The following is a 13,589-nucleotide window of genomic DNA, read 5'->3' as shown; positions in this document are numbered from 1 at the left end:
ACTTTACAAAAGTCTTTTTTGATTGTAGAATATTATTATGAGTAAGAAATATTTTTATATCTTTGTTTGTATTGTTTTTGTACTTGTATCAGGCTGTAAAAGCGATGCCGGCGGGCAGCCTGATTTTGACATGACAGATTATCGTCCTATGGCCCAGGTTTACAAGGACTACTTTTACATTGGTGCTGCAGTAAAACTTGGTGAGTATGACAGTACTCCGTTTTACGATGCATATCCTGCCTCTGTCCTTGAGAGTTTTAACAGCTTTTCTGCAGAAAATGGGATGAAGCCTGATAATGTTTATAGCTCTGACGGGAGCTTTGATTTTACTTATGGAGATAGGCTTGTAAAGTATGCCTCCGAGCATGGCGCAGTTGTAAGAGGGCATACGCTTGTGTGGCATTATCAGTCGGACAATGTTTTTAAAGAAAAGCGCAGTAAAGAAGAAGCGAGAGAGTTTTTGCAGAAATATATCGATACAGTTGTGGGCCATTTTAGGGGTAAAATTTATGCATGGGATGTTGTAAACGAGGCTGTAGGCGACGGTGGGCAGTGGAGAACGGATTCTCCTTGGTACAGATACTACGGTGGTCCAGAATATATCCGGGATGCTTTTGTTTTTGCTCAGAAGGCAGATCCCGATGCTCTGCACTTTTATAACGACTATAACATGGTAAACAGTACAAAAAGGGCACGTGTTATAAAGATGATAAAGGACCTTGATCTTATATCCGCAGGTTTGGATGGTATAGGTATACAGGCTCACTGGAACCTCTATTGGCCTAGTGCTGCAGAAATAGAGAAAGCTATCAAAGCATTTGCGGATATGGGGTTGCTTATCCACATAACAGAACTGGATATAGACTGCTACAATGGTAATCCGTCTATGGGAGAGATAAAGTACACGTCATCGCTAGAAAAACAGCTTGCAGACAGATACGCGGAGATTTTTTCTGTTTTTAGAAAATATTCGCAGTATATTGATTCTGTAACTTTCTGGGGAATAGGCGATGAGGACTCATGGCTCAACTATTACTCTGGTGGGAGGTTCTTTGACAGCCCCAGAAACAATTATCCACTTCTTTTTGATAGGGATAATAAGCCTAAAAAAGCTTTTTTTGCAGCCTCCGCTTTTTGATAAGCAAGGGGCTTTTTTCCTAACTCCCTCCTGGATGCCATTCGTCGAATGGCATCCTCTTTTTTATTAGAGATAAACCGAACGTGCGAACCGGCAAAGCCAGTTCGCACTGCCTCTGGCATAAGAAACAGGTATGAATACGAGTATAAAAACAGTATTGCCGTGTTGATTGCAAAGCCTGCATATTATATAACTGTTATATTTACTTGACAGCACAGGAGTATGATGTGGCGGATACAATATCAGCACTTATTATAGGGGACATAATAGGACATCCTGGGATGAGGGCTCTTTTTGCGGGGCTTTCTTCTCTTATAAAGAAATATTCTGCAGACATTGTTCTGGTAAATGCAGAAAATGCTGCGGATGGTTTTGGGCTTTCTGCGGAGCAGGCTCAGAAGTTGCTTGATATGAGTGTGGACGTAATTACTACTGGTAATCACATATGGCATGATGAGTCTGTGTTTGAATTTATGGATAGGAGCGAGCGCATAGTAAGACCCGCCAACTATCCCAAAGGTGCGCCGGGTAAAGGTTCTACTTTGTATGACAAGGGTGATATAACCATAGGGGTTCTCAACATACTGGGCAGACAGAGACTGTGGACAGTGGATTGTCCTTTTAAAAAGGCAACAGAGGAGCTAAAAAAGCTGCGTCAGAAGACCAATCTCATCTTTGTGGATTTTCATGCTGAGTCAACAGCAGAAAAAGAGGCTATGGGCTTCTATCTTGACGGGAAAGTTACTGCAGTAGTTGGTACCCATACTCATGTGCAGACAGCGGATGAAAGGATTCTCCCAGGTGGAACGGCTTATATAACGGACTTGGGTGCTACATCTCCGGAAGGGACTGTTATTGGCTTTGATGCAGAGCTTGCAGTAAAGCGTGTTACCACCCAAGTGCCGCATCAGCTCAATGTTGTGGATGCACCTGCAACGATTTGCGGAGTCCATGTTGTTGCTGATAAGTCAAGTGGCAAGGCTCTCTCTATAGAGAGACTACAGGTCAATATGGGACTCTGATATTAATATTAATGAAGAAAAAACGTCTTCTGGATGTTCTTGTTTCTCTTTATCCCGATTATGAGAGAGAAAGACTCTATGCCAATATTTTATGCGGGGATGTCTTTGTCGATGGTGTGCGCATAAAAGATCCGTTTTATGGAGTAAAATCTTCTTCTATTGTGGAGCTTAAAAGCGAGGATGGGTATGTCTCCAGAGGAGGCTATAAGCTTGAGGCTGCTCTTTCTGAATGGAAGCTGGATGTCAGAGGTCTTTGTTTTGTCGATGTGGGGTCTTCTACAGGTGGTTTTACTGATTGTTTGCTTTCCCGGGGTGCTTCTTTTGTCCATGCTGTAGATGTGGGATATAATCAGCTTGCGTGGAAGCTTAGGGCTGACAATCGTGTGTCTGTTATGGAGAGATGTAATATAAGGGATATAAAAGAGCTTGTGCCTCGCCCTGATGCTGCTGTTGCGGATGTTTCTTTTTCTTCTCTTACTGGTTTGATACCGCATATTATTGGACTTACTGCGCAGAAATGGGGGGTTTTCCTTCTTAAGCCTCAGTTTGAGTATGCTGCCATGATAAAACATGGGCTTGCGGAGGATTATGGTTTTGACGGGGTCATAAGAGATTATTCTATTGTTTACATAATTGCAGACTATATACTTGAGCGTATTGTATCCGAGGGGCTCTGTGTGGGACATCTTATGCCTTCTCCTATAAGGGGTAGCCACGGTAATCTTGAGTTTCTTTTGCTTATATCGAAAGGAGGCCCTGGTGCTGGTAGAGATGAGCTTGATAAGTGGTATTCTTCTGTGTCTTCTTAGTTTCTATATCTCGTCGGGTTTTAGTGGTTTTCCTATTGGTATGCCTTCCGGTGCAAGATAGGGGATTATTTTCCCTTCTATCAGGATTTGCACTTTGTCTACGGTTGGAAACTGTGTTGCTGTATATACTATTTGCTTGAGTTCTATAAGAAGTCCTTCCTGTCCCAAGGGATTGAATCTGAGGTCTTCCGACATGTTTATGTATGCTATTCTGTTCTTTACGCTTACGCCCAATAGTTTTGTTCCTTCTGGTATGAGGTTTTTTATGCCTGATTTTTTTTCTGTTTCTGTGGGGCCTGCAAGAAGGGTTTTGAGTGTGCTTGTAAGTGGTGCGTCTTTGTATTCTATTTTCCTGGGTACTGGTGCTGTTATTACTTCTCCGTTGTCATATACTTTTGCAAAGTATATGAGCATGTTGATTGTTTTTTTTGTTTCCTCTGTTGTATGACTTGGTTCTTTGCTTTTTTCCAGTGTTTTTGTTGGCTTAGGGGTCGGGGATGGTGTTTCTAAAGGGGTCTGTTTTGGTGTTGGTTCTGTTTCTTTTTCTTCTGGCTGTGTGGCCTTTGGGGGTTCTTTTGTCTCTGCCGGATTTTCTGTGCTTGGTTTGTCTGTGGGGGCTGGAGAGAATTTCTCTTTTACGACTTCCATGAAGCCTGTTTCTTCTATCACTCGTGTTATTGTGGGTTTGTTCCACAGGTATACTATTAGTACTACTAGTATGCTTGCTATCCAGAATATAACGCCAAAGTAGGTTTTTTTCTTTTTTCTTGCCATGGTATTTTTGCTATCGGTAGGATTTTATCTCTCCATAAGTGTTAGTGTTGTTGATGTTTTTTCTATTATGCCGGAGGCAGCACAGCCTGCGTATGACTGCAGGCTGTGCGTTCGGTTTATTGTTTTTTATGTATTTGACAGGTGGCAATAATCTGCGTATAGTATGTACATGAAAAAATTTAAGGGCATTTCTGTCTTCCCCGGTATTGTTATCGGCGAGGCTTTTGTATATGATTCTGCTCCGCCTCCAGTGCCGAGGTATTTTGTAAGAGATGAGCATGTTGATAAGGAGATCAATCGCTACAAGGAGGCTGTCGTAAGGGCAAAGAGGGAGATTGAGTCTCTTAAGGATTCTCATGGCGATGAGGAGACTATGGGAATCTTGGATTCTCATCTCCTTATGCTGGATGATCCTGAGTTTTCTACCAGTATTGAGGCTTCTCTTAGGGACGAGCAGAAGAATGTGGAGTGGGTTATTCTTGATGTAAGCGAGCGCTATATCAAGAAGCTTATTGCTATGGATAATGAGTACTTTAGAGATAGGGTGCATGATTTGCGTGATGTTTCCAATAGGCTTATCAATCATCTTCTTTACAGGGAGAGGCTCTCTCTTGCGGATGTTTCCCGCGAGGTTGTTCTTGTCTGCCATGATCTTATGCCTTCTGAGGCGATTCAGATGAATAAGCGTTATATACGCGGTATTGCAATGGATGCTGGTGGTAGAACGTCTCATACGGCTATTCTTGCAAGGGCTTTTGAGATTCCTGCTGTTTTGGGGCTTGCTTCTATAACGGAGAATGTGTCCAGTGGACAGACTGTTATCCTTGATGGTACTGCTGGTGAGATTATTGTAGACCCTACGGATGATGTTCTTGCGGAATATGGCCGCAAGATGCGGGAGTTTGAAGAGTATACGGTGGATCTTCTCAGTCTCAATGAACTTCCTGCTGAGACTAAGGATGGCAAGAGGATTTTCCTTAAGGCAAATATAGAGGTCCCAGATGAGATTGATTCTGTTATTGCTCACGGTGCAGATGGTGTTGGGCTTTTTAGAACAGAGTTTTTGTTTATGTTTTCCGGCAGGCTGCCTGACGAGGATAAGCAGTATGCTGCATACAGGCGTGTTCTTGAGTCCATGAAGAATAAAAATGTTATAATAAGGACTCTTGACCTCGGTGGTGATAAGGTGCTTGCTGGTGTTATAGATAATCTGGATGAGCATAATCCTATTCTGGGATGGCGGGCCATACGATTTTGTCTGAGCAATGTTGATATTTTTAAGACTCAGCTTAGGGCTCTTCTTAGAGCTTCTGTATATGGTAATCTCAGTATTATGTTTCCTCTTGTGTCTTCTCAACAAGAACTTCTTGATGCTTTGTCTATTCTTGACGATGTAAAGGCGGAGTTGGATGCCAAGTCCATACCTTATGATAAAAATTTGCGTGTGGGTGTTATGATAGAGGTTCCTGCTGCTGCGCTTACTGCTGATATTCTTGCGCAAAAGGTGGATTTCTTCTCTATAGGCACTAATGACCTTATACAGTATACTCTTGCCATAGATAGGGGAAACGAGAAGGTTGCCTATCTTTATCAGCCTTTTAATATGGGGGTTTTACGCCTCATAAGAATGACGGTAGAGCATGCTCATAGAGTGGGAATCCCGGTGAGTATGTGCGGTGAGATGGCAGGAGATCCTCTTGCTACTTTGCTTCTTCTTGGTCTTGGGCTTGACGAGTTGAGTATGAGCCCTGCAAGTATTCCTGAGATAAAGAAGCTTATACGTTCTGTAAGTCTCAATGAATGTGAGGAGCTTGCGGGTACTGTTCTTTCTATGACAAATACTGGGGATGTACTTAGGTTTGTGGAAAAAAAGATGAAAGAGTTGGGAGTTTATGGGTCAGAAAAATAGTGTTAGTGTTTGTCCAAGGGTGGTTATAGCCGGTCGCCCCAATGTGGGGAAGTCCACGCTTTTTAACAGACTTATAGGTAAAAGAAAGGCTATTACACACCATGTTGCGGGTGTAACACGAGATGCGGTGGAAGAGCGATTTTCTCTCAAGGATAAGCTTCCCGTAACTCTTGTGGATACAGGCGGTATTATGGCAGAACCAGGCGGTGTTTTTGATCCGCTAGTAAAAGAAAAAGCCATAAAAGAGGCGGAAAAAGCAGATGTCATTCTGCTTCTTTTGGATGTTGTTGATTTTACTGCCGAGGATGAAGAACTTATCAATCTTTTTCGTCCTTTTGAAGACAGGGTTATTCTTGTTGTCAACAAGGTTGATTCTCCACAGAGAGAGGATATTGCCTGGAATTTTATGTCACTGGGTTTTTCCTCTGTGTGTTTTGTTTCCGCAGAGCATAGGCTTGGCATAGAAGAGCTTGAGGATCGTATTTGCAAGCTATTGCCTGATTCTACAGTAGATACTGCAGCAGAGGAAGAGCCGGATATAAAGATAAGCATACTGGGTAAGCCTAATACAGGCAAATCCACTTTGCTAAATACTCTTTTGGGAGAGTACAGAGCTATTGTCTCGGATGTTCCAGGTACTACAAGGGATTTGCTTGAGGGAGAATTCTCTTATAAAGGAAAGCGTTTTTTTGTGGTTGACACTGCCGGGATAAGAAGGAAAAGCAAGGTACATGATGATATAGAGTTTTTTTCTGTAAGACGTTCTCTTGATACAGTTGCTAAGTCCGAGGTCGTTATTCTCATGGTGGATGCAAAGGAAGGTTTAAGCGAACAAGATAAGAAAATAGCTGCGGTTGCAAGAAAGCATGGCCGGGGAATGGTTCTTGCTGTCAATAAGTGGGACCTTATGGAAGATATTCCCAATCAGTTTAATGCTGTCAAGGATAGAATACGGTTTTTGTTCCCCCACATATCTTATGTTCCTATTGTTAAGCTTTCTGCTAAGGAAGGTGAGGGCATAAACAATCTTTTAAACAAGGTTATTGCTGTGAGAGAACAGCTTCACCGCAAGCTTGATACAGGTCCTTTAAACAGAAAGCTTAGGGAGTGGGTGGAGAGGACTCCACCACCTGGCAAGAAGGCCTTGCGCTATAAGGTAAGATACATAACACAGACATCTACTATGCCTGTAAAATTTGTGCTTTTTGTTAACAGAGTTAAAGGATTCCCATCCTCTTACGTGTCTTATATAGAAAATAACATAAGAAAAGAATTTGGCTTGCTTAGTATTCCCATAGATATAGAACTAAGGCAATGATATGCCAATGTATACTATAGGACAGGTTTGTGCACTCTTTGACATAAAGCCTCATGTGTTGCGATACTGGGAAACAGAAATCCCGCTCCTGTCGCCACGCAAAGATGCTTATGGAAGGCGGATGTATACTTCCGCAGACCTCCAGCTTATAGCAAGAATCAAGTATCTAGCATATGAAAAGCGTTTTACTCTGGAAGGTATAAGAAAAACCCTGGAGCACGAACTTGATGCACCTCCTTTGCTTATGCAAATACGTATGGCAAGAAGCATACTTCTAAGGACACTGTCTGTCATAAGAAAGGACATTGAGTCTATAGAAGAGTTTGCCGATACAGATACAGAAAACCAGGACAAACTCTAGAGGTAGTGATGCGTTTTTCTTCTGTTGCCAGTGTTTTTCTTGTTATAGCACTTTCTGCACATGCTCAATTTGTTCTTACGGATGATAGCATTTGCAGGCATACATTGCTTTCGACATACGAGGCAAGGACAGCTTTTTTGGATACTATTAATGCACCTTTGTATGAATTCATTGCTGCAGGAGAAACAGAATACTACCCGAGATCAACTGTCAATCCTGTAAAGATACTATCTGTCAGAAAACAAGAAGGAGCATATATACTCTTTATCCCCGGCTATAAAGGCAGCTATCCTTTGGATTCTCCTGGCACATGGGTAATAAAGCGCAGCCTTGAAGACGGTTCCTTTGTGCAGGCAAAAATTTTTCTTGGCGGAAGCCCGGATAATGCAATAAGAATATATCCTGACGGCAACATATCCAGAATGGATATAAGCATAATGGGAGCAGAGCTAAAAAAAGCCCTTTTTATCAGACAGTCATTTGGAGAAGTGCTATCAATGTCTCTGGACACTCTCATATCGGAAACCTCGGAGCAGGTAGATTGGCAGGCTATCCTGCCTCCTCCTGACAACACTCTGTGCAAGAACATCAAAAATATGGCAGATAGTATACTGGCCAACATCAGCTTCTTTCCGGATGCGGACGACGGTGCACTCGATGAAAAAGGGCACTTTGTCTTTATATCTGACAAAAAACCGCTTCCCAAACCCGGCTTCAATTGCTCCGGCTTTGCCAAGTGGGTAGGCGACAGTATATCCTACAGCCTCACAGGAAAACTTCTTAGAATAGACGAGCTTAAGCAGCGACTTACAGGCCTTCGCGGCACACCCATGAGCGAAATTTATGAAGAAATACGTGACCCCTATTTTGGTCTAGATTGGACACGCAATCTTGCCTACAAGATAAACAGCCTCCTTGGCTTGGGCAATCCTACAAGCAAAGAAGCCTGGGACGTAAGAACCCTCTACTCTCTGAGATACATAGAAGACAAAGGCTACCGTGCAGAACAGCTTTACCAGGCATTGTATCTTGCCGCAATAGAATACCCCGGATACTTCTTTTTGGGCTCTGTAAACGGCTACTGGGGAAAAGACCCCGTACTCTGGCAGCACTATCACGTTGCCGCATTCTTCCCGTACTTTGACGATGACGGCAAATTCCACGTAGCCGTTGTTGAAAGAAACCGTTCAACCGCACTCAGCGCATTTATAAAACGCTATCCAGACAATTATGTGCATCTTGTGCGCGTAAAAGCCCCTCAGACCTTTATCCCTTATATGCCCTGGAAATAAAACATAATACCGAACGCGCTGTGACGCCTCAGCATCCCAGCGCTGCCTTTGGCAATATGTCAGGTTAGAAAAATCTTCTCCATACATATTTACTGCAGGCATGATTCCCCGTTTTTTTTGCTGTTTTGTCATAATGGGGCAGTAAAAAAATACCTTTTTTACTGTAATAATGCGAACAAAAAAAAATACTAGACAATATGTTGCTTTTATATTTATACTTTTGAGACATTTTACTAATTACTCTTTTTGGTTATGGGGGATACTATGGGAAAAATTTATTTTCTTAGTAGAGGAATATCTTTATTCCTCATCGTCTTGTTATTAGTGGTTTCGTGCAGTACCTTACCGACTCCGGATGAAATCGAATATGAGCCAGGATTTTACTATGGAAAGGGGTCGGGGACCACGCAAGCTAATGCTACAAAAGAAGCAAAGAAGGATTTAATTAAGCTAGCTATTGGTAAAACACGTGAGGCGGCAGGTCTTAGCGGGATAGTAATGATAACAGATGATATGGTCAATTCTTTAGACCTTTCGAGCCTTAAAATTATTGCTATGGATAATAGCAATGGGCTCTGGACTGTTGTCTGCAGAGTAAAAGAAAAAGATTGGAATGAGTATCAGCTTAAACGGATAGAAAGTACTAGAGCTGATATAATACCAGACCTGTTAAAGATAAAATTATCTTCTGACATCTCTTTTTCTGATAGGATTAAAGAAATAGCCAGTATTGTTAATCGTCTTTATATAGAGATGCTATTTGATATATTGACAGAAGAAGCAGGTGGAGGAAGGTTAATACTTGATAGTTGTGAAGATATTGCAGAAAAAGAATTTTCTACTCTCAAGTTTGAGATGGAAACCATACCCGGTTTTGTTGAAGTTTCTACAGGATTCAACGGCAGACTTATTACACAATCTGATACAGGCAGAGTCCCCATTCTGGCAACATGGACAGTAAGAGGAGAAGAACCCATTACAATTAAGCTTCTAACTTCTGAAGACGGGTATTTTACTATTAATTTTCCTGATAATCCACAATTTTATAATCGTTCTGTCAAATTAACTCTAAGAACTGGTTTCTTTGATGATACTTACAGTTCTGACTTTCTACAAAAACTAGAACTCAGTACAGAAACATCTTTTTTCTACCAGTGTTTTGAAAACATTGACAAATACTTCTTTGAAAATGAAGTATTTGTTCCTGGAGGTGATTATAAAATCGGGGCAGTAGAGGGGGATGTTTATGCTACCCAAAAAGAGGCTTCTCGCACTGTGACTCTTAAATCTTTCTATATGGACAAATTCCTAGTTACAAACTCTTTGTGGGCTATGTATTTAGATTCTATAGGTTCTGATTCTTATCCAGAATATTGGGATAACCCGGATTATAATCAATATGATCAACCTGTGATAGGTGTAAGCTACGATGAGGCAGTTGCTTTTTCTAAGTGGCTGTCTGAAAAACTCGGAGTAGTAAAGAGATTGCCAACAGAAGAGGAGTGGGAAGTAGCAGCCAGAGGAGGACAGGATATAATCTTTCCATGGGGAAATGAATCACCTGCTGACGGTCAGTATGCTAACTATGATGGTGAGGATAATTTTTTTGGAACATCTCCTGTTGGCAGTTTTCCTGATGGTGTTAATTCCTTAGGGCTATACGATATGGCTGGTAATGTATGGCAGTGGACGAGTAGTCCTTGTAGCACATCCGGTAATAAAAACATAGTTAAAGGAGGTGGATGGATGGATGGTCCTCAAGAACTACGCATATCAAATAAAAGATGTTTGACAAAATCCAAAGGTTACGTAGACGTTGGTATACGTCTTATAAGGGAGGTTACTGAAAATGAAAATTAATAGTTTTCTTAAAACATGGGTAATCATAAGTCTTATTTTATTTTTGAGTGGCTGTACCTCTTTTGGAGAATATGCTGGTATGACAAAAGATGAAATAGCTGTTGCCAAAGGAATAAAGGCCTGGAATGAAAATGAACCAGCTGCAGCTATGGGATTCTGGAATAAAATAGAAGAGCCTGAACTTAAATCAAAGTACATGCAATACCTGTCTGATTATGAGACAGCTTCCAAACTGCTACAAGAAGCAGCTACTATTGAAGATTCTGATCGCATATTAGAATCTTATGATAAGGCTTACCTTTTACTTTATAATCTGCCATCTGAGCTGAAAATACCTGAGCAAGATAAAACTCTGGCTCTCCATGTGGCTGAAATAAGCATAGAGAGGTATATGCAGCTTGGCAAGCTAAGAACCACAAAGAAAGTTGTTCAGAATACAAAAGATCTTTTTGGTACTACTCCCAAAATAGATGAAATGCAGAAAATATCAGAAGTAGTTACAGCTTCATGGGATAGAGTAGCTCCGGTAGATACTGTAGCAAAAAAAGCAATTGCAGTAGAAGATTTTGATGATCGCATTAAATCGATTGAAATTGCAATTTCCAAGTATGACAAGACTAATTCTATTCTCATTGATGAAGCAAATAAACTTGGAGTAAGTGACAGTTCTTTTGTTAAGACAGAAAGTCTTAGAATAAAAAGAAGACAACAAAATCTTTTTATAGAACGTGAAAAACAACTCAGGAATCAAGCTTATATGTATAAGGAACTGGCAGGAAAAGAATTTGCCAGAGTACCTTCCGGAAAAAATCCTGGTAATCTAAGTCTAAAAGAGCTGTTGGATCACTATGAGTCAGTAAAAGAGGGAATATCCCGCATCTATGATGAGGTTAAAGCTTTCTCCGAAAAATATCCGGATGTAATGGACGAAGATTTTATGGTAGAGCTACAAAGCTATAAAGATGAATTGAATGATAAAATTGCAAAAGTCATAGAAGAAATTAAAAAAGCAGAAGAAATAGCCAGCAGGGGTAAAGTGGTTATGCCTGTCATGATAGGTTTGTTTAATCCCGATCCTTCCAGCAGTAAAGATTCCAAAAAAAGTAGACCTGCTAAGTTTTCGGCAGAGAAAGTAAAAAAAGCTGATTATTGGTGGGGAATGGTAGCTATTCCTCCAGGAGAAATGAACGACCTGGTAATAACAGTGACTTCTGGATGCTCTGTGAGGGTTTTTCCTGTCAATACTAAGTCTGGAAAGCTTATAAAAAAGAACAAAATACCGGATTTGGTTAATAGGGCATATAGAGTTGGCAACTCTTGGCCTGTTCTTAATGCAGGTGCTTTGCTACCAACTGATAAATATTTCTTTGAAGTTACTCCCGGGCCAGAAAATTACTCCGGAGAAGTTGTTGTATATAGTTCCTTTATAGCGAGGTTAAGATAATGAAAACAGGAAAGAGAAATATAATATTATTGAGTATTTTACTTTTTATAATAGTAGGGGCTTCAACAATTTTCATTTTATGGAAATCACAACCCAAAGGTATAACAATAGCTATTTCTGAGCTTCCTGATTCCCTTAATCCTATATTGCCTCAAAATATTTCTGGAATGAATGCTTCGGAATTGATTTTTGATGGGCTTGTTAATTTTGAGGTGGATTATCTCTCTAAAAAACTGTATCCAGAATTTGCTCTGGCCGAAAGCATAGAACAAGATCCCCTTACAAAAAAAATCTATACTGTTGTTCTACGTGATATTTCTTGGCACGATGGAAGAAAACTTACTGCTGACGATGTGGTTTTTTCTTTTGATGCTTATATGGATCCTGCAAACGAATCACCTCAAAGAGCATATTTATCCTCATTTATAAAGAAAATAGAAAAAGTGGATAATCGTACCATAAGTATAGAATTCAATGATCCTATTCCTCCTTTTAGAGTATATCCTATTCTAACCTTTAAAATTATACCTTCTGTTTACAATGATAAGAAGATGAGTACAAATTTGCGTTCTGGTGAAAATGAGCGTAATTTTGCTGTGGAACCAATAGGAACGGGACCATATCGTTTTACAAAATGGGAGATTGGCAAGTGGATCATATTCTCTTCTAATGAGTCTTATTTCCGTAGAGTACCTGTTATTAGCACTTTGATATTAAAAAAAGTATTAGATCCTGTGATTAGAATGAATGAATTAAAAAAAGGTCGAATTAATATGATATTGGAAACATCCCCAATGGATAGAGTAAAAGTAGAAAAGATACGAGGTGTGGATATAAATTCTTATCTCCCCTTTGCTTTCTACCAGGTGTTTATCAATTGTAAGAAATTTACAGATCCCGAGGCTCGTAAAGCTATGGCTCAGGCAATTGACAGGGCTAGCTTGGTTCCAGGGGTAACAGATGCTGATAGCGGTGTTGTTATAGGTTCCAGTGTTTTCCCAGCCGACCTTTTTATGTCCAATATTCCGGAGTACATGAATAGTCCTGTGCCTGACCTTTTGCCAGAGGATTTAGATAAAGCAAAAAAAATGGCAGAAGTGTCAGGTCTAAGCGGTAAAACAGCTATCCTTTTGTATCCTGATTCTCTTGGTGACTTTGGAGAGGCTGTTGCAACATCAATCTCTGACCAGTTAAGACAAATAGGTTTTGAAGTCGAACCAAAACGAACAGGAGATCAGGTTTTTAATCGCTTGGTATTTATTGATCACAATTATGATTTGGCTTTGGCGTATAGCGAAGGTTTTGATAATCTGTACTCCAGTCTTGGTTCATATTTTACTTCCGATGGTGAATTGAATGTCACAGGTATTTCGGATAAAGAGTTGGATGCTCTTTTTCAAAAATGGGAAAAAGCAGTTAAGGTTGTTGATTGGTTGGATCTCACGTTGGAAATCAATAAAAAAATGGCAGAATTAAGTCCTTCGATCTTTCTATTTAAAATTCAAAAAGACGTATACACAAAGGGCTTAAAGGATGTAAATATTGCCACTGATAATCCTTTTCTATCTGTAGAAGAATGGTCTTTTTAGGAGTAAAAAATGAGATTTTTCCGCTTTATAGTGCGAGAATTTATTATCCATGGCATAGTCTTTACCATAGCCG

Annotated in this window: 11 protein-coding genes; 10 read left to right on the top strand and 1 reads right to left on the bottom strand. The window is 40.4% G+C overall.

The features are described from left to right. Positions 1–37 precede the first annotated feature (37 nt). The 3 genes from WKV44_05290 (at position 38) to WKV44_05280 (ending at position 2,969) form a co-directional block, all read left to right on the top strand. Positions 38–1,138, top strand: a complete 1,101-nt coding sequence (locus WKV44_05290) for an endo-1,4-beta-xylanase (GenBank protein MEM5947950.1) — start codon at positions 38–40, stop codon at positions 1,136–1,138. A 227-nt stretch (positions 1,139–1,365) separates the two neighbouring features. Next, positions 1,366–2,160, top strand: a complete 795-nt coding sequence (locus WKV44_05285; protein ID MEM5947949.1) for a TIGR00282 family metallophosphoesterase — start codon at positions 1,366–1,368, stop codon at positions 2,158–2,160. Positions 2,161–2,171: 11 nt separating this feature from the next. Further along, a complete protein-coding gene (locus WKV44_05280) occupies positions 2,172–2,969 on the top strand; it encodes a TlyA family RNA methyltransferase (GenBank protein MEM5947948.1) in 798 nt (265 codons plus the stop codon). Between the two features lie 3 nt (positions 2,970–2,972). Here WKV44_05280 and WKV44_05275 read toward each other — a convergent pair whose 3' ends face one another. Then, on the bottom strand, positions 2,973–3,743 hold the full coding sequence (locus WKV44_05275) for a GerMN domain-containing protein (GenBank protein ID MEM5947947.1): 771 nt from the start codon (positions 3,741–3,743) through the stop codon (positions 2,973–2,975). Positions 3,744–3,912: 169 nt separating this feature from the next. Between WKV44_05275 and ptsP the strand changes: the two genes are divergently transcribed. The 7 genes from ptsP to WKV44_05240 all read left to right on the top strand — a co-directional run bounded on the left by ptsP (position 3,913) and on the right by WKV44_05240 (position 13,516). After that, positions 3,913–5,652 (top strand): phosphoenolpyruvate--protein phosphotransferase, encoded by a 1,740-nt coding sequence (gene ptsP / locus WKV44_05270; protein ID MEM5947946.1) that lies wholly within the window; start codon positions 3,913–3,915, stop codon positions 5,650–5,652. Then, on the top strand, positions 5,636–6,970 hold the full coding sequence (der, locus tag WKV44_05265; protein MEM5947945.1) for a ribosome biogenesis GTPase Der: 1,335 nt from the start codon (positions 5,636–5,638) through the stop codon (positions 6,968–6,970). Before ptsP ends, der begins: the two co-directional genes overlap by 17 nt. Positions 6,971–6,977: 7 nt before the next feature. Continuing rightward, the gene (locus WKV44_05260; GenBank protein MEM5947944.1) at positions 6,978–7,331 is read left to right on the top strand and encodes a MerR family transcriptional regulator; all 354 of its coding nucleotides are present in this window, start codon (positions 6,978–6,980) and stop codon (positions 7,329–7,331) included. 8 nt (positions 7,332–7,339) lie between these two features. After that, complete coding sequence (locus WKV44_05255) at positions 7,340–8,623, top strand: hypothetical protein (GenBank protein MEM5947943.1); 1,284 nt, start codon at positions 7,340–7,342, stop codon at positions 8,621–8,623. A gap of 264 nt (positions 8,624–8,887) precedes the next feature. Continuing rightward, positions 8,888–10,483, top strand: coding sequence for an SUMF1/EgtB/PvdO family nonheme iron enzyme (locus WKV44_05250; GenBank protein MEM5947942.1), 1,596 nt, complete (start codon positions 8,888–8,890; stop codon positions 10,481–10,483). Then, complete coding sequence (locus WKV44_05245) at positions 10,473–11,927, top strand: hypothetical protein (protein MEM5947941.1); 1,455 nt, start codon at positions 10,473–10,475, stop codon at positions 11,925–11,927. The genes WKV44_05250 and WKV44_05245 overlap by 11 nt, the downstream gene beginning before the upstream one ends. Next, complete coding sequence (locus WKV44_05240) at positions 11,927–13,516, top strand: ABC transporter substrate-binding protein (GenBank protein MEM5947940.1); 1,590 nt, start codon at positions 11,927–11,929, stop codon at positions 13,514–13,516. The genes WKV44_05245 and WKV44_05240 overlap by 1 nt, the downstream gene beginning before the upstream one ends. Positions 13,517–13,589: the final 73 nt, after the last annotated feature.

The sequence above is a fragment of the Spirochaetia bacterium 38H-sp genome, from assembly GCA_039023545.1.
Classification (GTDB): Bacteria; Spirochaetota; Spirochaetia; order Winmispirales; family Winmispiraceae; genus Rarispira; species Rarispira pelagica.
This window is presented reverse-complemented; position numbering and strand designations above follow the sequence as displayed.

Coding starts and splice junctions, on each gene's coding strand:
- WKV44_05245 (MEM5947941.1), top strand. CDS start 10,473: ATGAAAATTAATAGTTTTCTTAAAACATGGGTAATCATAAGTCTTATT.
- ptsP (MEM5947946.1), top strand. CDS start 3,913: ATGAAAAAATTTAAGGGCATTTCTGTCTTCCCCGGTATTGTTATCGGC.
- WKV44_05280 (MEM5947948.1), top strand. CDS start 2,172: ATGAAGAAAAAACGTCTTCTGGATGTTCTTGTTTCTCTTTATCCCGAT.
- WKV44_05275 (MEM5947947.1), bottom strand. CDS start 3,743: ATGGCAAGAAAAAAGAAAAAAACCTACTTTGGCGTTATATTCTGGATA.
- WKV44_05260 (MEM5947944.1), top strand. CDS start 6,978: ATGTATACTATAGGACAGGTTTGTGCACTCTTTGACATAAAGCCTCAT.
- WKV44_05255 (MEM5947943.1), top strand. CDS start 7,340: ATGCGTTTTTCTTCTGTTGCCAGTGTTTTTCTTGTTATAGCACTTTCT.
- WKV44_05290 (MEM5947950.1), top strand. CDS start 38: ATGAGTAAGAAATATTTTTATATCTTTGTTTGTATTGTTTTTGTACTT.
- der (MEM5947945.1), top strand. CDS start 5,636: ATGGGTCAGAAAAATAGTGTTAGTGTTTGTCCAAGGGTGGTTATAGCC.
- WKV44_05240 (MEM5947940.1), top strand. CDS start 11,927: ATGAAAACAGGAAAGAGAAATATAATATTATTGAGTATTTTACTTTTT.
- WKV44_05250 (MEM5947942.1), top strand. CDS start 8,888: ATGGGAAAAATTTATTTTCTTAGTAGAGGAATATCTTTATTCCTCATC.